Below are 20,085 nucleotides of genomic sequence, written 5' to 3' on the forward strand. Positions count from 1 at the left end.
CGGCGCGCCGTCGACGCCGCTGCATTCGACGCCCAAGCGCTGGGCGTATGGCATCGTCGGCCTGATCGTCGCGATCACGGGCAGTCTCGGCAATGCGTTGGTGATTGCCAATCTGATCAATCTGCAGGGCACGCTAGGCGCTTACGCGGCCGAGATGCAGTGGCTGCCGACCGCCTATGCGATGACCTTCGTGTCGATGAATCTCTTGCTGGTCAAGTTCCGCCAGCGCTTTGGCCTGCGTTCGTTCACGGTGACGTTTTTGCTGCTGTACGCGGCCGTCGCCAGCGCGCATTTGTTCGTCCACACGCTGGGCGCGGCGATCGCGGTGCGGGCGGCGCACGGCATGGCCGGGGCGGCGCTGTCGTCGATGGGCCTGTATTACATGATCCAGGCCTTCCCGGCGGCGCACCGGCTCAAGGCCATCGTGCTGGGCCTCGGCGTTTCGCAGTTGGCCTTGCCGCTGGCGCGGTTGTTCTCGTCGCGCCTGCTCGAATACGCGGAATGGCGCGGCCTGGTGCTGTTCGAACTGGGTTTGAGCCTGCTGGCGCTCGGTGGTGTGCTGGCGTTGCGGCTGCCTCATGGCGACCGCGAGAAGCCATTCGAACTGCTCGACCTGTTTACTTTTTTGCTGTTCGCGCCCGGTGTTGGCCTGCTGTGCATGGCGCTGACGATGGGACGGGTCTATTGGTGGCTGGACGCGCGCTGGATCGGCGTCAGCCTGGCCTGTTCTATCGGCCTGATTTGTACCGCACTGTTCATCGAGCATAACCGCCAGAGGCCGTTGCTCAACACACGCTGGCTGGGTACGGCGAAGATCGCCTGCCTGCTGCTGTCGATCCTGCTGATCCGCGTGGTGCTGGCCGAGGCCACCGGCGCCGTCAGCTTCCTGCAAGCGCTTGGTCTGCACACCGACCAGATGAACATCCTGTTCGGCTGGGTGCTGTTCGGCAGCGCGGCCGGGCTGCTGGTCAGCGCGATGACGATATCGCTGACCAATCTGCGTCAATCGCTGATGGTGGCGCTGGCGCTGATGGCGGTCGGCGCGTTCATGGACGCCGGCACCACCAGCCTGACCCGGCCGGAACAGCTGTACCTGAGCCAGTTCCTGCTGGCCTTCAGCGGCACGCTGTTCTTCGGGCCGACGCTGATGGTCGGCTTCGCCGCCGTGCTGGCGGATACGCGCAACATCATCAGCTTCACGGTGATGTTCTCGATCACGCAGAACATGGGCGGCCTGCTCGGTTCATCGGTGGTCGGAACGTGGGAGACGGCGCGCGAAAAATATCACTCCAGTTATCTGGTCGAGCATTTGACCTTGCTGGATCCGCAGGTCGCGGCGCGAGTGCAGAGCGGCGCCGCCGCCTTTGGCCGTGTGCTGGCCGATCCCGCCGCGCAAACCGCGCAGGGCCTGGCGGCGCTCAGCGCGGCGGCCACGCGCGAAGCCAATGTACTGGCCTATAACGACGTCTTCCTCGCCATCGCCGCCATCGCCGCGCTGACGTTGGCCGGCATGCTGCTGCTTCAGTTTTTGCAACGCTGCCAGGGTGCGCTGTCGGCCGCCCAGTCCACGCCGAACGTCGCCACATCCTGAGCCGGCAAGTCCGGCTCCTCACTCCACCTTCGAAATAACATGGCCAATAATTCTCCAGTTCAGAGTGCTCAATCCGACCCTCATCACGCCCCCGACGCGGGTGGGCCGGCGCCGATCGCGCCGACCAGCCACCGCCAGCAATGGCTGTCCGGGCTGGGCTTCGGCGCCGTCGCGCTGGCCGGTATGTTGATCGTGTTGTACGCGTGGCGCCTGCCGCCGTTTTCCAGTCCCGTGATCAGCACCGAAAACGCGCTGGTGCGCGGCCAGGTGACGCTGATCGGCACCCAGCTGTCGGGCTATGTGGTCGACGTCAAGGTGACGGATTTCCAGTATGTCAAACAGGGCGACTTGCTGGTGTTGATCGACGCCCGCACTTTCCAGCAACGCTACGATCAGGCGCAGGCGCAGCTGGAGTCGCAGCAGGCCACGCTGGCCAACTGGGAGCAGCAGCGCCGCAGCGCCGAGCAAAGCATCGTGCTGGCCCAAGCGACGCTGGACAACGCGCAGGCGCAGGGGGTGAAGGCGCGCGCCGACCTGGGCCGCGTCGACCACTTGGTGGCCGATGGTTCGCTGTCGGTGCGCGAACAGGACCAGGTCAAGGCCGTCCACGCGCAGATGGCGGCATCGTTGGCGCAGGCCCGCGCGGGACTGGAAATCGCGCGCCAGAATCTGCAGTCGGTGATTGTCAACCGCGCCGCGCTGATCGCCAACGTCGGCAATGCGCAAGCGGTGCTGAAGGCGGCCAGGGTCGATCTCGACAATACCCGCGTCACCGCGCCATGTGACGGCCAGCTGGGCCAGGTCACCGTGCGGCGTGGCGCCTACGTCAATTCCGGCGCGCAGCTGATGGGTCTGGTGCCGCAGCAGATGTGGATCATTGCCAATTTCAAGGAAACCCAGATGAACGACGTGCGCGTCGGTCAGAGGGCGCCGTTCACCGTTGACGCGCTCGGCGGTGCCATGCTGAATGGCGAGGTCGAGTATATTTCGCCGGCCACGGGTTCCTAATTCAGCGTGCTGCCGGCCGATAACGCCACCGGCAATTACGTCAAGATCGCACAGCGCATTCCGGTCCGTATCCATATCGATGCCGGCCAGGCGGTGGCGCGACGGCTGCGGCCCGGCATGTCGGTGGTGGTCAGCGTCGACACCGCGTCCGGTCGCGCCACCGCGGCGGAGGCGAAGTCGTGAACGCGCGGGCTTTATGGACCGCTCCCCTGATGGCCTTGCTGTTGGGCGGCTGCGCAGGCAAGGTGGCGCAGCCGCCCGCATCAACCCTGACCGTGCCGGCGCAGTGGCGCAAGCAGATCGGGCCCGACAGCGGCCGGCAAGGCATCGAGCGCGCGTGGTGGTCGGCGTTCGGCGATCCGCAACTGAGCGCGCTGGTGGCCGCCGCGCTGGAATACAACGGCGATTTGCGCATCGCGCGTGCGCGTGTGCAGGAGTTTCGCGCCCGCGCCGTGATCGCCCATGCCGGCGAGCTGCCGACGCTGAGCGCCCAGCTGGCGCCGACCCGCACGCGCACGCTGAACGGCTTCGCCCAGCCCTTCGTCACCAATGTCTATCAGGGCAGCTTCCAAGCCAATTACGAACTCGATGTCTGGGGTAAGCTGGCCAAGGCCGACGAGGCGGCGCTGGCCGGCTATCAGGCCGAACAGGCCAGCGCCGACGCGGTCGCGTTGTCGATCGCGGCCAGCGTGGCGTCGGCCTATCTGAATTTGCGCGGGCTCGACGCGCAACTCGAATTGGCGCAGGCGACCTTGCAGTTGCGCCAGCAATCGCGCGAACTGGCGCGCCGCGAGTTCGACGTCGGCTACAGCTCGCGGCTGGAGCTGGCGCAGGCCGAATCGGAATACGATGCCACCGCAGAACTGGTGCCGCAGCTGGAGCGCACCATCGGCGAACAGGAAAACGCGCTGGCCGTGCTGGCCGGGCGCAACCCGGGCGAGATCGCGCGCGGCCGCCGGCTGGCCGAGCTGGCTGCGCCGCTGGTGCCTGCCGGTTTGCCGTCCGACCTGCTGCGGCGCCGACCCGACATCTACCGCGCCGAGCGCAATGTGCTGGCGCAAGATGCCAATCTGATCTCCGTGCGCGACCAAATGCTGCCATCGTTCAAGATGACGGTGGGCGGCGGGGTGGAAAATTTCAACTTCAGCAAGCTGGTCAACGCTCCCACCGCGCTGTGGAACCTGACGCTGGGCATGGCCGCGCCGCTTTACGAGGGCGGCCGCCTGCGGGCCCAGACCGACATCGCCGCCGCGCAGCGCGACGAGGCGATCTATGCCTATGAGAGCGTGGTGCGCAACGCGTTCGCGGAAACCGAGAACGGACTCGATGCGGTCTATCGCCTCAAGCTGCAGGAGCGGCAGACCCGTGCGCGGCGCGACAGCGCGGCCGAGGCCCTGCGCATCGCGCGCAACCGCCACCGCAACGGTTACGCATCGTATCTGGAAGAGCTGGACGCCCAGCGGACCTTATATGGCGCCGACGTCGGCCTGCTGCAATTGCAGACGCGGATATTGATCGCATCGGTCGACCTGTACCGGGCGCTGGGCGGCGGCTGGTCCGGCGATGCGATCGAGGCGCGGCATTGAACCGCCGCACCCTGTAACGGAGCCGATGGTGACGTCTCCACCATCGGTGGCGCGTCGCCGCGCGAGAGCCCGCCGCGTGGCCTGGCCCGGCGCCGATGGCCGACCCGAGTGTCCGGTGCGGGGCCTGTTTGTCGGCCGGACCATCGGCCGCTATCGGCGGCGCCGCGACCGCGTGTGCCTGCGCTGCAAATATCGCTTCTGCGAAATTTACTAACGGACGTGTCCGCAAGTATCGATGTTCCCAACCTGAAGAAGACCATGCCCAATAGCGAAGTACCGCAGACTCCGAATGAGCACGAGGACGGCCATGGGCCGACCACCGTGGCCGATTTTGCGCGGCGCGCGCACCAGATGTATTTCGCGCTGACGGCGGCCGAGATCAAGCGCCTGGAACGCTTTGGCCAGGTCATGCGCTGGCCCGACGGCAGCCGCATTTACGTCGCCGGCGAGAGCTCCTATGCCATGTTGATCGTCTTGAAGGGCAAGATCGCCATGAGCCGCGACGACGGCATGGGCCGCAGTTCGCTGATCGTCGAATATGGTCCCGGCCAGTTCACCGGCGAAGTGGCGCAGCTGACCAACCGGCCATCGCTGGCCCACGGCGACGCGCGTGGCGAATTCGAGGCGATCGCCATCAATTCGGAATCGCTGCGCCGCATTGTGGTGGCCGAGGCGGAACTGGGTGAGCGCATCATGCGGGCGCTGATACTGCGCCGCTTGAAACTGATCCAGGCCAACGGTAGCGGACCGGCCTTGATCGGTCCGGCCGAGGCCCCCGCCATGATCGATCTGCAGAATTTTTTGAGCAGTAATGGCCACCCTTACACGGTGCGCGACCCGCTGCTCGACGCCCAGGCGGCGGCGCTGGTGGCGCGCCTGCGGCCGAAGCCGGCCGACTGGCCGCTGGTGGTTTGCCCCGACGGCAGCGTGAAAATCCGGCCGTCGATGGTGGAGATGGGGCGGTGTCTGGGGCTGCTGCCGGAACTCGACGCGGCGTTCGTCTACGACATACTGGTCGTCGGCGCCGGGCCTGCGGGGCTGGCCGCCGCCGTCTACGCGGCATCGGAAGGCCTGTCGGTGCTGGTGCTGGAGCAGCGCGCTTACGGCGGCCAGGCCGGGGCCAGCGCGCGGATCGAAAACTACCTGGGTTTCCCGACCGGGATATCGGGGCGGGCGCTGGCCGGGCGGGCTTATGTGCAAGCGCATAAGTTCGGTGCCGACGTCGCCATTCCGGCGCGGGTCGCCAACTTGCATTGCGATGAGTTCCCGCTGCGGCTGGCGCTCGACGACGGCAGCGCGCTGCATGCGCGTTCGGTGGTGCTGGCGTGCGGCGCGCAGTACAAGCGTCCGCCGCTGGCCAACCTGGCGCAGTTCGAGGGGCGCGGCGTGTATTACTGGGCCTCATCGATCGAGGCGCGGCTGTGCAAGTCGGAGGAGATCGTGCTGGTCGGTGGCGGCAATTCGGCCGGCCAGGCTGCCGTCTACCTGTCCACGCACGCCGGCACGGTGCGGATGCTGATCCGCGGCGCCGGCCTGGCGGCGACGATGTCCAGTTACCTGGTCGAGCGCATCGCGGCCACGCCGAATATCGTGCTGCACACGCACACGGAATTGGCGCAGCTTGACGGCGAGGGCGAATGTCTGGCGCGCGTGACGTGGAAAAATAATCTCAGCGGCGAATCGACCACGGCGCATATCCGCAACGTGTTCCTGTTTATCGGCGCCGAGCCAAATACCCGCTGGCTGGACGCCTGCGGAATCTGCGTCGACGAACACCACTTCATTCGCACCGGCAGCGACGTGATGCAGGATCCTTGCGGCGACACGCCGCATTATTCGGCGTATATGCCGCGCCGCGCCGCGCTGGAGACCAGTGTGCCCGGCGTGTTCGCGATCGGCGATGTGCGTGCCAATTCGACCAAGCGCGTGGCCGGCGCGGTGGGCGAGGGCGCGGCGGTGGTGTCCCAGATCCACGCTTACCTTGCCTACATTCCCGCTGCCAAGCGGCTGCCGTCGTAGACCGGCCGCGACACGGCGTCGGTTCAGCCGGCGTCCAACTGCTCCAGGTGCGCGTGAATTTGCGCTACGACGGTGGCGCCCTCGCCGACCGCCGCAGCGACCCGCTTGATCGAGTTGGCGCGAACGTCACCGATGGCGAACACGCCGGGCACGCTCGTTTCCAGCGGCGCGCGCGGCGCCGCGTCAACGTGGTTGCCGGTGCGAATGAAGCCCTGCTCGTCGAGCGCGATGGCGCAGTCGCGCAGCCATCCGGTGTTCGGCTCGGCACCGATGAAGAGGAACACGCGGCGCAGATTGAATATCTGATGCGGTCGGCCGCCACCGTGCGTGCGATTGACGCAGCGCACTTGCGTGATGCCCTGCTCATCGCCGTCGATGCCGTCGATGCTGTGGTGCGGGTGTAACACGATATTGGGGCTGGCGGCGATGCGTTCGATCAGGTAGTTCGACATGGTCGCCGCCAGGCCGGCGCCACGGATAATCATATGTACTTTGCTGGCATGGCCGGACAGGAAGACGGCTGCCTGTCCGGCGGAATTGCCGCCGCCGACCAGGATCACTTCCTCATTCCTGCATATGCGGGCCTCGGCCGAGGAGGCCCAGTAGTAGACGCCGCGCCCTTCGTACTGTTCCAGGTTGGCCAGTTCCGGGCGGCGGTAGCGCGCCCCGCTGGCCAGCACGATGGTGCGCGCCCGCGCCTGCGATCCATCCCCGAGGCTCACTGTCAGAGGACCCGCGCCGGCGTCGCAGAGCAAGCGGGCGGCCGGCGCCGGGATGGCGATTTCGGTGCCGAACTTGAGTGCCTGCACATAGGCCCGGCCCGCCAAGGCACGGCCTGTAATCCCCGTCGGGAAGCCGAGATAGTTTTCGATGCGCGCGCTGGTGCCGGCCTGGCCGCCGAAGGCGCGCTGCTCGAGCATCAACACCGACAAGCCTTCGGAGGCGGCGTAAACGGCGGCGGCCATGCCGGCCGGTCCCGCGCCGACTATGAGCACATCGAACACGACCCGGTCGTCGAGCTCGGGCAGCATGCCGAGGCAGCGGCCGAGTTCCGCCTGCGTGGGATTTTTGCGGATGCTGCCGTCCGGGCAGACGACCAGCGGCCAGTCGGTGGCGGCGGGCGCATGCAGACTGACTAGCCTGGCTGTTTCCGCATCGCCGTGCGGCTCGCGTACCGTGTAAGGCTGGGCGTTGCTTGATAAAAAACTCTGCAGGTCGAACAGGGCGGCGTTGGCGATCGGACCGATCAGGATGGGGCCGGCCGGATTGTTGTCGAGCAGGCGCACACGGCGCAGGATCAGGGCGCGCATGATGCGCTCGCCCAGCTCCGCCTCGGCGATCACCAGCGCCCGCAACGCTTCCGGCGCGATGACCAAGGCCTCGAGGTCGCCGCGCGCATTGCCGTTGATCAGGGGTGGGCGGCCCGACAGCTGGGCCACTTCACCGGAGAACTGGCCGGGTCCGAATTCGGCCACGGTGACACGGTTGCCGAGGCCGTCGGAGCGCGTGCAGACGATACGCCCCTTCAAAACGACAACCATGCCGGGAGAGCTGCGGCAAGCCTCAAAGATGAGCTCACCGTTGCCCCAGCGCTGGACACTACCGAAGCGTCGCAGGCGCGCGATTTCGGCCGCCGTCAGCACCGGATAAATCTGGTGGGAGCGACTGACGACATCGACTGCGGGTGTTTCGGCCGAGACGTCGTCAGCGATCGCGCTGGAAATTAATTCTGGTGTGCTGTGGAGTGACATCGGGATCTATGTAAATGAATGGGAAGGCGGCCAATATGGCGGCATAAGCTTCATATATTGAAGCTTATGGGCGGGATAAAGTCAAGCCGTGGCGGCATCGTGTGCCGGCTGCGCGTCATTCATCTTGGATTAACAGTGTTTAACTCGACGGCCCTCCGTGCCTGCTGCACTATGCGCGAGCACTACGCCAGTCCCTAATCCCCAGTCGAAACAGGCAGACCCATGACTTATGACGCGCACGGAACCGGCTTGCTGCTGGTCGATCCATATAATGATTTTTTGAGCGAGGGCGGGCAGATTTGGCCGCGCGTGAAGGCCGTCGCGGAGCAGCGCCAGGTGCTCGGAAATTTGCTCAAGATCGTCGTCGCCGCGCGCGCGGCGGGCATCCAGATCTTCGTCGTGCCGCATCATCGCTCGGCGCCGGGCGACTATCACGGCTGGCAGCAGCGCACGCCGCTGCAGGCTGTGTGCGCCGAATTTCAGACCTTCGCCAAGGACGGTTGGGGTGGCCAGTGGCATCCCGATTTCGAACCCGGCGCGAACGATATTGTCGTCATGGAGCACTGGGGATCGAGCGGCTTCGCGAACACGGATCTGGACATGCGGCTCAAGCAGCTTGGCATCCGCCGCCTGGTGTTGATCGGCATGATGGCCAATACCTGCATCGAGGCCACTGGCCGACATGCGTCGGAGATTGGCTATGACGTCACGCTCGTGACCGATGCCACCGCCGCGTTCAGTCAAGAAGCGATGCACGCGTCGCACGAAATCAATGGACCGACTTACGCCAACGCGATTCTGACGACACAGCAGCTGCTGGCGGCGTTTGCGCCGCGCGCGACGGCTTCAGCCTAAGCTGCTGCTGATATCATGAGGGACCGCGGCTGTCTCCGCGGTCATCTTCATGGAGGCGGTATGCGGCATTCTCCCAGCTTGCGTGTTCTGCTGAGCACGTTGCCGGCGATGGCATTGGCGGCGGCGTTGCCATCGCGCGCAGCCACGCAGCGGCGCCTGCAAGTGGTCACTTACGATATCGTGCCCTATGGGATGCTGGACGAACAAGGGCAGTTAGGCGGCGAATTTGTCGATATCACCAACCGGCTGGCGGTGCAAACCGGCATCGCCTTCGATAACCGGCTGCTGCCATATCCACGTGCCGTGGCCACGATCGAGCATGGGCAATCCGACCTGGTGGTCGGCCTGGTCACCGCCACGCTGCAACGCGTCGCCCACCAGGTCGCGCCTGTCGCCTATAGCGACATCGTCGTTATCGGTCGAATCGGCGCGCGTTTCGACAGCTTGCTGGGGTTGCACGGAAAAACCGTGGGCTATATGCGCGGCGCCAGCTTCGACGACGACTTCCAGCGCGACGAGTTGATCCGAAAATACGAGACCTCGTCCATGCCGCAATCCATACAGATGCTGCTCGCCGGCCGACTCGACGCCATACTCGGCACCGGTATCGCGGTCAGTTACGCCTTAAAGCAAATGGGGTTGTCGGACGACGCGCTCGGCGCGCCCCTGCTGATCAAACGTAGTCTGCATTGGCTACATTATTCCAGAAAACGCTATGAGAACACGACGGCGACGCTGCTCAAAAACGGCGTCGAGCGACTGCGTGCGCAGGGCTTTCTCGATGAGGTCGCGCTCCGCTACGCGCCGCAAGCGGAACGCCGCTAGGTTGCGCTTCAGGCCATCGGTGTTTGGACTTGCGAGTCCGCTGTCAGCCCAGATGCTGGCCGAGCACATGCCCGGTGGTGGGCTGGCCCACAATGATGATACCGGCCAATTGCAGATCGGCCACAGGCGCAGTGTGGGCCGTTTCCATATGCGGCGCCGCCGCCTGTGTCAGGTCAAAGTGCAGCATCAGGCCAGTGTAGTCGATGCCGCCGGTGTAGCCAGCATTGCCGAGGCTGATGATGCCGCCGGTGGATGGCTTGGCGCTGGCCAGACCGCTTACGCTGCTTGACACCAGTGCCGTGGTGGCAGCGCTGACGGCCAGCGCGGAGACGCCGCCTTGACTGGTCATGCCGAACGTCGTCACATCGGCGCTACCGATGGCGATGATGCCGCTCACTTGCAAATCAGTGCTTGAGGCGGGGGTCACGCCAAGAGGAGGCATATTGACCTGGCTGATGGCGCCGGTCGTTCCATCGGCCGTGCCGATGGAGGCAATGTCGCCCACTTGCAAATCGGTGCTTGAGCCTGTGGCCGGCGTGCCGAAGCTGCCTTTGAGTGGCTCGCTAAAGTGCGGGATCGGCACCGGGATGGCGGCATCATTATCCACGCCGCCCCGCTGGGGCGATGGGACCATCTTGTAGTCGATCCGGCCATCGATGGCCGCCGGGGCGAACGGCATGCCGAGTCCCGCATCGGCCTGCTGTTGCGCGCGGCCGGACGCGATTTGCGCCAGCGTATCCCTGTGGTCGGTCTCGAATTGCAGGGCGGAGCGGTACAGGGAGGTCATGGAGATCTCGTCGTCCTGCGCCATCTCGGTCGTTACTGTGCTGTGCTCGTGTGCCGGCGTCGTGGCCGCGAGATGGCCATCTGTCTGCGTAGAGGACGAGTGGGCGCCATGGTTATTGACGTGAGCGATATCGCCATCGTCGTCCTGGCCCTGTTTGATGAGCGCGTGCTTGTTGGTCAATAGCGTGTAGACGGCGAGCAGGAGCAGCGGATTGATCATTTTTAGATAGCGTGTGACGCTGTCGGGCTGACGCCGCATCAGCAGTACGCTGGAGGCGTAGAGCGCGCGCAGGCTTGCTTCGACGCCGGCGTTGGGGCCGTCGTCATCGGCCTGGTCGACCGCCAGATCGTAAGATGCGGGGACGTTCCAGGTGCCCCAAGCCGCGCGCACGGCCAGCGCGGCACCGGCGGCCAGCGCACCCAGCGCCGTGACCGGGAACGGGAGCGGCGCGGCGACGTCTTGAAGCGGCAATAATTGCGCGGCTGCGATCATGCCGATCGCTGCGCTGGCCAGCACGCGCAACAAGGTCACCAGTGCCTGCTGTGCGCTGGCCCGCGCCATGCTGCCGCCGAGTACGCGGTACAGCGCGATCGCGGGACGTTGCGCGCGCAGCCGCGCCGCACTGGATTTCAGATAACCGGCGCCGGCGGCGGCCAGCATGACGGGGGCCGCGACGAACAAGCCCAGCGTCAGGCGGGCGGCCAGTTCCGGCGGCGCGTCGCTGCGCTGCCGCAACAAGCCTTCGAGCAAGGCGCACAGGGCGATGGCGAACAGCGGCTCGACCAGGTCGGCGTACTTGGCGGCGGCGCGCCGGTACGGCGCCGACCAGGCCTGGAGTTGTCGCATCATGGTCCGCATCGGCTGATCCTCATGCGCGATGGCGGGCGTCGGCGATGATGCGGCCGGCGTCCAGTTGCAGTGTGCGGACCGCGCGCGCGGCGACGGTCGCGTCATGGCTGGCGAGAACGACGGTCGTGCCGGCTTGATGAAGCGTGCTTAACAACCGCATTGCTTGGGCCGCCTGGTGCGGATCGAGATGGGCGGTTGGTTCGTCAGCCAGCAGCAGGGGTGGGGCGGCGATCGCCGCGCGACAGATGGCGGCGCATTGTTGCTGTCCCAGCGACAGTTGCGCGGGGTGGTGGCCGGCGTGGCGTTCGAGGCCGAAGCGGGCCAGCAGAGCGGCGATGCGCTGCTGTCGTTCAGCCGCATCGAAGGCGCCGCCGCTCAGACCGATGCCGATATTTTCGGCCACCGTGTAGCGCTCTATCAGGTGGCAGCGCTGAAAGATGTAGCCGACCCGGCCGGTGCGCGCTTGGTGCCGCTGCGCTTCGCTGGCGCTGTTGATGAGCGTGTCGCGCCACCAGTGTTCGCCAGCGGTAATGGTGTCGAGCATGGCAAGCACGTTGAGCAAGGTCGACTTGCCGCTGCCCGACCGGCCAAGCACGGACATGTAGTCGCCCGCTTCAAGGGTCAGGTCGATGTGGTCGATGGCCTGCGCTTGCCCTTGCGCCATGCTGTAGGTGCGACTCGCATTGATGAGCGTTATCAAGGGCATCGTGAACTGACGTAAAGAATTGTGTGGCGCGTAGTATATCCGCGTGCCAATTTAGGATATCGGCAGGCGGACCCGGTGTCGATGTTAAATGTTGTTATTTCGCGGGCGCAGACTGCCGCTCGGGGTGGATTGTCCGGTTCCGGACAGTTGCTGGCGGCGCCGCCGTGAATGCGTGCTTTCGCTGGCGGGCGCTGCTAGAATGCGCTCCGTCGCGGTCAGGCGGCCGTCCGGCGGCCGCTCAATCGCAGCGCCATTTTTGCAGTGCCATCTTGAAAGGCGTCGCTCCGCATGGACCTTTCCTCCAGCCATATCCTGGTGCTTGACGATGATGCCGACGTCATCATCGCGGCCCGGGTTTTCTTGCGTCGCAAATACCAACGCGTGCAGACCGTGTCGACGCCGTCGGCGCTGCGCACGGTGCTCGAACGGGACGCGCCCGACGTGGTCCTGCTGGACTTGAATTTCACGCACGGCCGCACCGACGGCGCCGAAGGCTTGTCGGTCCTCGACACACTGTTGGCGCTGCCGGCGGCGCCGGCCGTGATCGCGCTGACGGCCTACGCCGACGTCGCGCTGGCGGTGGCGGCGCTCAAGCGCGGCGCCACCGACTTCATCACCAAGCCGTGGAACAACGCGCATCTGGAAGCGGCCATCGACGCGGCGCTGAGCCAGCGCGCCGCGCGCCGCGCCGCCTTGCAGGCGCCGGCGATGCCGTCGCTGATCAGCAATTCGCCGGCGATGCGCGACATCAAGCACCTGATCGCGCGCGTGGCGCCGACCGACGCCAACGTCATGATCCTCGGCGAGAACGGCGTTGGCAAGGAACTGGTCGCGCGCGCCCTGCACGACGCGTCGCGCCGCAGCGATGGACCGTTCTTGGCGGTGGACATGGGGGCGTTGCCGGCGCCGACCTTGGAGAGCGAGCTGTTCGGGCACGTCGCCGGCGCCTTCACCGATGCGCGCGCCGAGCGCGAGGGGCGCTTCCAGGCGGCGCGCGGCGGTTCGCTGTTTCTCGACGAGATAGGCAATATGCCAGGGGCGGCGCAGGCCAAGCTGCTGGCCGTGCTGGAGCGGCGCCAAGTGACGCGGATGGGCAGTAACCGCGCCGAGGAGGTGGACGTTCGCATCATCAGCGCAACCAATCTGAGCGAGACCCAGTTGTACGATCCGGCCGTGTTCCGTGCCGACTTGATGTTCCGCTTGAATACCATCGTGATCCGCGTGCCGCCGCTGCGCGAGCGCCGCGAGGATATCGCACCGTTGTGGCGCCACTACCTGAGTCATTACGAGCGCCAGTACGAGCGCCCGGCGCGCCAGCCGTCGGCCGATGCGGCCGAACGCCTGCGGCGTTTTCCGTGGCCGGGCAATGTGCGCTCGCTGCGCCATGCCTGTGAGCGTGCGGTTATCGTCGGCCACCGCGCAGAATACGGCTGGGACGATTTCGGCGTGGCCACTGTCGTCGCTGGCGCTGCCGCTGTCGCAGCGGACGCGATGACGCCGGCCCCGCCGGCGCCGGCCAGCCTGGAGCTGCAGGTGCTGGAGCGCGAGGCCATCGAGACCGCGCTGGCGATGGCAGGCGGTAACATCAGCCGGGCGGCACGACTGCTCGGTGTGAGCCGCGCCGCGCTCTACCGCAAGCTGGAACGCCATGCTCTCTGAGCGCAAGCTCAAGGCGCGCTTGCTGGCCAGCGCCGCCGCGCTGGCGGTGGCGTCGACCGAGGCCGGCGTGGACTGGTGTCTGCAGCAGCGGCTGTCGATCTGGCTGTTGGCCGCCGTGCTGGCCGCGCTGGAGCTGTTGCGCAACCTGAGCATGCTGACTGTGCCCGTGGCGACGCCGTCGCGCACAGCGCCGCCCACGGATGCGCAGGACGATCCGGCCGCGAGCTGGCTGCGCTACGCGCCGATCGCCTTGTTTCGCATCGACGCCGACGACGCGGCCGCGCAGGCCATCGCTCTCAACGCCAGCGCGCACCGCGTGCTGGCGCACAGTCACGGCGCCGATCGCGGCGTCCTGCACGAAACGCTGCGGCTCCAGCAGGTGGGCCAGCGCACGCTGGTGTGGTTCGACGGCGAGCATGGCGCCGAGCGCGTGCTGTTGACGGCGGCGGCCCTCACCACCGGCGAAGGCCGCCAGCAATTGCTGGCCTGGATGCCCGTCGAGAACGAACTGGAAGCGGAGACGTTGAGCGCCTGGCGCGAACTGACGCATGTGCTCACGCACGAGATCATGAATTCGCTGACGCCGGTGGTGTCGCTCTCGCATTCCGCTCAGGAACTGCTGGAGACCGTGCACGCCTTGCTGCCGGAGGATGTCAACGAGGATTTGTCGATCACCTTCGCCACCATCGAGCGGCGGGCCACGAGCTTGCATGCTTTTGTCGATAGCTATCGCACGTTGTCGGCGATGCCGGAACCGCGGCCGGAAACGATGTTGCTGCGGCAGGTCTTCGGACGCCTGGCGACGCTGATCGGGGCCGATTGGCTGGCGCGCGGCGGTCGTGCCGAGTTCATCGTCGAACCGGACACGCTGACGCTGGAAGTCGATCCAGGCCAGTTCGAACAAGCGATGATCAATCTGCTGGCCAACGCCGCCGACGCGACCGCCGGCGGCTCCGGGCCGCTGGTGCGGGTGACGGCGCGCCAGCACCGCGGCGGACGGGTGCAGATCGACGTCTGGGACAACGGCCCCGGTATTCCAGACGAGCTGGCGGCGCAGATCTTCGTGCCGTTTTTCTCGACCAAGGAACGCGGCAGCAGCGTCGGACTGGCGGTGGTGCGCCAGTTCTTGCACGGCAATGGTGGCACGGTGCGCTACGTCAAGCCGGTGCGCGGCGGGGCGCAGTTCAGCGTGACGTTCTGATCTTGCCATCCCATCAACGTCCATATGCGGACAAAAAACCAGCGCCGCATCCGATCACCTGTCCAGATGCGGTCAATCCATGGATATGCTAAGTTATTGATTTCACTTGGTATTTTATCTGGCACTCATATTGCTCTACGTGTTTGGCCGCGTCGCTTTATTTGCGAGCGGAAATTAAACACGCGATATAGACCCAGAGGGATAGACCATGAAAAATAATGTAACAACGTTGATGGCGCAAGTCGCCGGCGCCGTGCGGCGCGGCGCGGCGGGCGATGCGCTGCGGCGGGCCTTGCTGGTCGGCGGCGCGGCGCTGCTCAGCGCCTGCGGCGGCTCGGACAGCGAACCGGCCGGACAGCAGCAGGCTGCGCCCCTTGCCAGCGGCGCCACCATACTGCAAGTGGGCGCTGGCGCGGTGCCACCCGACATCGCGCAGCAGGCGCTGCAGCCGGCATTCCATGTGGCACCGGTGTTGCTGGCGCCACCGGAGCAGGCCGGCGCAGGCGATGCGTTGCGGCTCGCCGCCCGTACCCAGGTGACGGTCGACTTGCAGAATCTTTCGCCGCGGCGTTTGACAGTGCAAACGCTGCAGGCGCGTCACGCGGAGGTCATGCGTAGTCTTGCGCCCGGCGCCGCTGTCACGCCGCAAGCTGCCGCTGGCGTGGTGACCACCTATACGCCGGCGCAGATCCGGGCCGCCTACGGTCTGCCGGCCCTGCCGGCTACCACGGATCTGAGCGGCGCACAGGCGGTGGCGCAGGGCGCCGGCCAGACCATTTATATCATTGATGCCCAGCACGATCCGAACTTGATCGCGGAGCTGGCGGCGTTCAATCAGAAATTCGCCCTGCCGACCTGCTCCACCAAGGCCATCGCTAGCAATGCCGGCTTGCCGCTGGGCGCCGCGTCCGGTACCAGCTGCGAGCTGTCGGTGGTCTACAGCACCGCCGGCGGTGCAATGACAAGTCAGCCGCCCAGCTACGATTCCGGCTGGGCTACCGAGATCACACTGGATGTCCAGTGGGCGCACGCGACGGCGCCGCTGGCGCGCATCGTGTTGATCGAAGCGCCGGACGCGAGCATCAATAGTCTGCTGGCGGCAGTTCGGCTGGCCAACGCCATGGGCCCCGGAGTAGTGTCGATGAGTTTCGGCGGCTCCGAAGGTAACTGGACGGCAGCGGCGGACAGCGCGTTCACTGCCGCGAATATGAGCTATCTGGCTGCCACCGGCGACGCCGGCGCTGGCGTGTCGTGGCCGGCCGTGTCGTCGCATGTGCTGGCGGTGGGCGGCACTACGCTGTCGTATGGCGGCGCGGGCGCGCGGTCGGAGCAGGTATGGTCCGGCACGGGCGGCGGCGTTAGCCATTACACGCCGGCACCGAGCTACCAGGGCAGCGCCGTGCCGGGCATGGGCAGCATCAGCGGTCGCACGGTGGCCGACGTAGCCTTTAACGCTGATCCGTACACGGGCCAATATGTCGCCGTCATCCCCGTCGGCGGTGCGACCGTCAATTGGATCAGCGCTGGCGGTACCAGTTTGTCGACGCCGCAATGGGCCGGCTTGGTGGCCATCGCCAATGCCACACGATCGTTGGCCGGCAAGGCGGCGCTGGGTGCGCCGCATGCCGTCCTGTACGACCAGATCGCGACGGCGCCGGACAGTTATGCCAGCGCCTTCGCTGACATCGTCAGCGGCAGCGACGGCCTGTGCGCGGCCTGCTCGGCCAAGGTCGGCTATGACCAGCCGAGTGGCCTGGGAACGCCGAACGCGGCCAACCTGCTCGGCGCGCTGAGCGGCGTGACGCCGGTCTCGGCGCCGGTGGTGACGTCGGCGACGATCAGCGGACAAGTTGGCACGGCACTGTCGTTCAACGTCTCAGTGTCGTCCGTCAATCCGGTGAGCTTTGCGTTGAGCGGCGCCCCGGCCGGCATGAACATCAGCGGTGCCGGCGCCGTCTCATGGCCGGCGCCGCTGGCCGGTAGCTATATCATCAACGTGATCGCCACCGACAGCAAGAATGGCTTGAGCGGCCAGGGCGCCTACACCGTCGTCATCGCGGCGCCGACGGCGCCGGTGTTGACGGCGGCGACGATCAATGGCAAGGCGGGCGTGCCATTATCGTTCACAGTGCCGGTGACTAGCGTCAATCCAGTCAGCTTCACCTTGAGTGGCGCGCCAAGCGGGATGACCATCGGCGGCGGCAGTGGCGTGATCAACTGGAGCAAGCCGGCACTCGGCAACTACGCGGTGACGGTGGTGGCGCGCGATACCAAGACCGGCTTGAGCGGCCAGGCCAAGTACATGTTCAGCATCGCCGCGGGCCAGGCCGGGCCGGTGATTACGGCGCCATTCCTGACGGGCGTGGCCGGGCGGCCGCTGATCGGCGCGATCGGCTTCACGGATCCCAACGGCGGCGCGATTTCGGTGTCGATCTCCGGTGTTCCGATGGGCATGATGTTTTGGGTCAATGGCATGAACATCATGGCGTCCTGGTCCACACCGTTGCCTGGCAATTATCAGTTGAAGATCACGGCCACGGACTCGACGGGCGCCACAGCCCAAGCGACGATGCCGATTACTGTGTTTGCGCGGTAAATTCCAACGGTCGCCAGCCGGCTCCCCTCTTAGAACCTGTTAGTTATTCGGTGAAAAGGAGGGGAGTGGAGCCAAGCCAGATAAGCTGGGAGGTACAGTTTTTGGTTTTCCAAGGTCAGGGAATTTCGCACGATTGTCGGGTTGAGCACAAACGTATTTTGTTCGCCTTTTAGAATATGCTGTGGTCAAGTAATTCCGGACACAACGATAGGTTCGCGCGCCGTCATTTCCGTTCATAGACGGCGGGCGACAGATTGCCCAATGCTGAATTGATAATTACGGGGGAGGAAAATTCCTGCTCAACTCTGTCTCAACAGCAGAGTCAAACTACAACTAGTTGAGTTGATCGGCATGCAGTGCCACGAAATGCAAAAAGCCCCTAAGAATTTGATTTCTCAGGGGCTTCTGCAGATATTCTTTGGTGGTGATAGGTGGACTTGAACCACCGACCCCAGCATTATGAATGCTGTGCTCTAACCAACTGAGCTATATCACCTGCAACGCCCAGCATTATCCCGGTTGCAGGCAGGGCTGTCAAGGATGGTCCCGAAGATTTTTCAAAAAGTTTGGCGGCCGGCGGACGCGGGCGGGGCCGCCGCGGGCGGAAAATCTTGGTATTATGGATAAACTGCGCGTCGCGGACGGCCTGTCCGGCCGCGCCTGCAAGCCTGCCGCAGTTCTTCTCGCCTTCTTTTTTACACGGATTCCAACATGACCGCACCGCGTCTGCGCATCACCTCTTCGACCGCCATCCTCAGCGACGCCGTCCGCGCCGCGCAGATGAGCACCCTCAGCTTCGGCCGCACTTTCACCGACCACATGGTCACGATACCCTACCGCGACGGCGCCTGGCAGCAGGGCGAGGTCAAGGCCTACGGTCCGCTGAGCCTCGATCCGGCGGCGTCGGTGCTGCACTACGGCCAGGCCATCTTCGAGGGTTTCAAGGCGTTCGCGCAGCCCGACGGCGGCGTCAAGACCTTCCGGCCCGAAGCCAACGCCGAGCGCTTCAACCGCAGCGCGCGCCGCCTGGCGATGCCGGACCTGCCGCCGGACCTGTTCATGGAAGCGGCCGACGCGCTGATTAAGCTCGATCAGGCCTGGGTGCCGAAAAATATCGGCGAGAGCCTGTACCTGCGGCCGCTGATGATCGCCACCGATCCTTTCCTCGGCGTGCGGCCGTCGCATGAATATCTGTTCGTGCTGTTCGCGTCGCCGGCCGGCGCCTACTTCCCGCAGGGCGTCAAGCCGGTGACGGTGTGGATCAGCGAGGACTATGTGCGCGCGGCGCCGGGCGGCACGGGCGAGGCCAAGTGCGCCGGCAATTACGCGGCCAGTCTGGTGGCGCAGGCCCAGGCGCAGGAAAAGGGCTGCGACCAGGTGGTGTGGCTGGATGCCGTCGAGCGCCGCTACATCGAGGAGATGGGCGGTATGAATCTGTTCTTCGTGTATCAGGAAGACGGCAAGACCGTGGTCGTCACGCCGGAGCTGACCGGCACGCTGCTGCCGGGAATCACGCGCCGCAGTCTGCTCGACCTGGCGCGCGACCTTGGCTACGAGGCCAGTGAGCGCAAGCTGACGGTCCAGCAGTGGCGCGACGATATCGCGTCCGGTCGCATGACCGAGGTGTTCGCCTGCGGCACGGCGGCGGTGATTACGCCGGTGGGCGTGGCCAAGGCCAATGGCTTTGAGCTGAGCATCAACAATGGCCAGAACGGGCCGGTGACGATGGCGCTGCGCGATGCGCTGCTGGCGATCCAGCACGGGACGACGGCCGATCGCCACAACTGGATGCACGCGATTTAATTGCGGAGGCGGGCGGCGGGGCGGCGTCGAAGGTGGCGCCGGTCGCGCGCCGCCATGCCGCGCTTCGTTCGTTGATTCAGCCGCAGATTTCAGCCGCGCTGCTGCGCGATCCGCGCCAGCATCTGCGCGGCCGGATCGGGCGCCAGGCAGTCGATCACCACGCGCTCGGGCATCGACCGCAGCCACGTCATCTGGCGCTTGGCCAGCTGGCGGGTGGCGATGATGCCGGTTTCGCGCAGCGTCTTGTAGTCGATTTTCCCGTCCAAATAATCCCAGGCCTGCCGGTAGCCGACGCAGCGCATCGATGGCAGTCCCGGATGCAGGTCGCCGCGCCGGCGCAGCACTTCCACTTCGCGGATCAGGTCATCGTCGCCGCTTTCGTCGAGCATCAGGTCGAAGCGCCGCGCGATCCGGGCGTGCAGCACCGCGCGGTCCGACGGCTCCAGCGCGAACGACAGCAGCTCGAACGGCAGCACCGTTTTTTCGCGCAGCGCCAGCAGCTCCGACATCGGCTTGCCGCTCAGCGCCGTCACTTCCAGCGCGCGCTGGATGCGCTGCGCGTCGTGCGGCGCCAGGCGCGCCGCCGTGAACGGGTCCAGCTCGCGCAAGCGTTCGTGCATCGCGGGCCAGCCGATGGTCGCCGCTTCCGCTTCCAGTTCGGCGCGCAGCGCGGCGTCGGCCGTCGGCAAATCATCGAGGCCGTCGGCCAGTCCCTTGAAGTACAACATGGTGCCGCCGACCAGCAGCGGCAGTTTGCCGCGCGCGATGATCTCGTCGACGAGGCGCAGCGTGTCGGTGCGGAACTGCGCCACCGAATAGGCGTCGAGCGGATCGAGGATGTCGATCAGG

The 20,085-nt window shown here is 65.9% G+C and carries 15 protein-coding genes and 1 tRNA gene; 11 read left to right on the forward strand and 5 right to left on the reverse strand.

The genetic code is table 11. The annotated features are described in order from the left end of the window. The 5 genes from Q0S71_RS08695 to Q0S71_RS08715 form a co-directional block, all read left to right on the forward strand. Positions 1–1,591, forward strand: a 1,591-nt coding sequence (locus tag Q0S71_RS08695) for an MFS transporter (RefSeq protein WP_295993985.1), incomplete at its 5' end; no start/stop codon positions are given. Between the two features lie 39 nt (positions 1,592–1,630). Continuing rightward, on the forward strand, positions 1,631–2,599 hold the full coding sequence (locus Q0S71_RS08700) for an HlyD family secretion protein (protein ID WP_295993986.1): 969 nt from the start codon (positions 1,631–1,633) through the stop codon (positions 2,597–2,599). 6 nt (positions 2,600–2,605) lie between these two features. Beyond that, entirely contained in the window at positions 2,606–2,782 is a 177-nt protein-coding gene (locus Q0S71_RS08705) for a hypothetical protein (protein ID WP_295993987.1), read from the forward strand. A 29-nt stretch (positions 2,783–2,811) separates the two neighbouring features. Next, complete coding sequence (locus tag Q0S71_RS08710; protein WP_295993988.1) at positions 2,812–4,185, forward strand: efflux transporter outer membrane subunit; 1,374 nt, start codon at positions 2,812–2,814, stop codon at positions 4,183–4,185. 258 nt (positions 4,186–4,443) lie between these two features. Continuing rightward, the gene (locus Q0S71_RS08715; protein WP_367185285.1) at positions 4,444–6,204 is read left to right on the forward strand and encodes an FAD-dependent oxidoreductase; all 1,761 of its coding nucleotides are present in this window, start codon (positions 4,444–4,446) and stop codon (positions 6,202–6,204) included. 23 nt (positions 6,205–6,227) lie between these two features. Here Q0S71_RS08715 and Q0S71_RS08720 read toward each other — a convergent pair whose 3' ends face one another. Next, positions 6,228–7,955: an FAD-dependent oxidoreductase gene (locus Q0S71_RS08720; RefSeq protein WP_295993989.1), complete on the reverse strand. Its 1,728-nt coding sequence runs from the start codon at positions 7,953–7,955 to the stop codon at positions 6,228–6,230. A gap of 222 nt (positions 7,956–8,177) precedes the next feature. Between Q0S71_RS08720 and Q0S71_RS08725 the strand changes: the two genes are divergently transcribed. Then, a complete protein-coding gene (locus Q0S71_RS08725) occupies positions 8,178–8,810 on the forward strand; it encodes an isochorismatase family cysteine hydrolase (RefSeq protein ID WP_295993990.1) in 633 nt (210 codons plus the stop codon). Positions 8,811–8,870: 60 nt separating this feature from the next. After that, positions 8,871–9,635, forward strand: coding sequence for an ABC transporter substrate-binding protein (locus tag Q0S71_RS08730; RefSeq protein WP_295993991.1), 765 nt, complete (start codon positions 8,871–8,873; stop codon positions 9,633–9,635). A 43-nt stretch (positions 9,636–9,678) separates the two neighbouring features. On the opposite strand, the gene Q0S71_RS08735 is transcribed toward Q0S71_RS08730, so the two are convergent. Together Q0S71_RS08735 and Q0S71_RS08740 are read right to left on the reverse strand one after the other, a co-directional pair. After that, positions 9,679–11,280 (reverse strand): hypothetical protein, encoded by a 1,602-nt coding sequence (locus Q0S71_RS08735; RefSeq protein WP_295993992.1) that lies wholly within the window; start codon positions 11,278–11,280, stop codon positions 9,679–9,681. 10 nt (positions 11,281–11,290) lie between these two features. Further along, positions 11,291–11,971, reverse strand: a complete 681-nt coding sequence (locus Q0S71_RS08740) for an ABC transporter ATP-binding protein (RefSeq protein ID WP_295993993.1) — start codon at positions 11,969–11,971, stop codon at positions 11,291–11,293. A gap of 294 nt (positions 11,972–12,265) precedes the next feature. Between Q0S71_RS08740 and Q0S71_RS08745 the strand changes: the two genes are divergently transcribed. From Q0S71_RS08745 to Q0S71_RS08755, 3 genes are all read left to right on the forward strand, one after another. After that, entirely contained in the window at positions 12,266–13,636 is a 1,371-nt protein-coding gene (locus Q0S71_RS08745) for a sigma-54 dependent transcriptional regulator (RefSeq protein ID WP_295993994.1), read from the forward strand. Beyond that, positions 13,626–14,837, forward strand: a complete 1,212-nt coding sequence (locus tag Q0S71_RS08750) for a PAS domain-containing sensor histidine kinase (protein ID WP_295993995.1) — start codon at positions 13,626–13,628, stop codon at positions 14,835–14,837. The genes Q0S71_RS08745 and Q0S71_RS08750 overlap by 11 nt, the downstream gene beginning before the upstream one ends. Positions 14,838–15,129: 292 nt before the next feature. Then, a complete protein-coding gene (locus tag Q0S71_RS08755; protein ID WP_295993996.1) occupies positions 15,130–17,433 on the forward strand; it encodes a S53 family peptidase in 2,304 nt (767 codons plus the stop codon). Positions 17,434–17,852: 419 nt separating this feature from the next. Here the strand turns inward: Q0S71_RS08755 and Q0S71_RS08760 are convergent. After that, a tRNA-Met gene (locus tag Q0S71_RS08760) sits at positions 17,853–17,929 on the reverse strand. A gap of 215 nt (positions 17,930–18,144) precedes the next feature. Between Q0S71_RS08760 and Q0S71_RS08765 the strand changes: the two genes are divergently transcribed. Continuing rightward, positions 18,145–19,236, forward strand: a complete 1,092-nt coding sequence (locus tag Q0S71_RS08765) for a branched-chain amino acid aminotransferase (RefSeq protein ID WP_295993997.1) — start codon at positions 18,145–18,147, stop codon at positions 19,234–19,236. A gap of 89 nt (positions 19,237–19,325) precedes the next feature. On the opposite strand, the gene miaA is transcribed toward Q0S71_RS08765, so the two are convergent. Then, a partial coding sequence (gene miaA, locus Q0S71_RS08770) for a tRNA (adenosine(37)-N6)-dimethylallyltransferase MiaA (protein WP_295993998.1) occupies positions 19,326–20,085 on the reverse strand: 760 nt, incomplete at its 5' end.

This window comes from Rugamonas sp. (genome assembly GCF_025354735.1).
Classification (GTDB): Bacteria; Pseudomonadota; Gammaproteobacteria; order Burkholderiales; family Burkholderiaceae_D; genus Rugamonas.

Excerpts from the sequence above, each read along its gene's own strand:
- Q0S71_RS08715 (WP_367185285.1), top strand. The coding sequence starts at position 4,444 with ATGCCCAATAGCGAAGTACCGCAGACTCCGAATGAGCACGAGGACGGC.
- Q0S71_RS08730 (WP_295993991.1), top strand. The coding sequence starts at position 8,871 with ATGCGGCATTCTCCCAGCTTGCGTGTTCTGCTGAGCACGTTGCCGGCG.
- Q0S71_RS08725 (WP_295993990.1), top strand. The coding sequence starts at position 8,178 with ATGACTTATGACGCGCACGGAACCGGCTTGCTGCTGGTCGATCCATAT.
- Q0S71_RS08735 (WP_295993992.1), bottom strand. The coding sequence starts at position 11,280 with ATGCGGACCATGATGCGACAACTCCAGGCCTGGTCGGCGCCGTACCGG.
- Q0S71_RS08745 (WP_295993994.1), top strand. The coding sequence starts at position 12,266 with ATGGACCTTTCCTCCAGCCATATCCTGGTGCTTGACGATGATGCCGAC.
- Q0S71_RS08710 (WP_295993988.1), top strand. The coding sequence starts at position 2,812 with ATGGCCTTGCTGTTGGGCGGCTGCGCAGGCAAGGTGGCGCAGCCGCCC.
- Q0S71_RS08720 (WP_295993989.1), bottom strand. The coding sequence starts at position 7,955 with ATGTCACTCCACAGCACACCAGAATTAATTTCCAGCGCGATCGCTGAC.
- Q0S71_RS08750 (WP_295993995.1), top strand. The coding sequence starts at position 13,626 with ATGCTCTCTGAGCGCAAGCTCAAGGCGCGCTTGCTGGCCAGCGCCGCC.
- Q0S71_RS08700 (WP_295993986.1), top strand. The coding sequence starts at position 1,631 with ATGGCCAATAATTCTCCAGTTCAGAGTGCTCAATCCGACCCTCATCAC.
- Q0S71_RS08765 (WP_295993997.1), top strand. The coding sequence starts at position 18,145 with ATGACCGCACCGCGTCTGCGCATCACCTCTTCGACCGCCATCCTCAGC.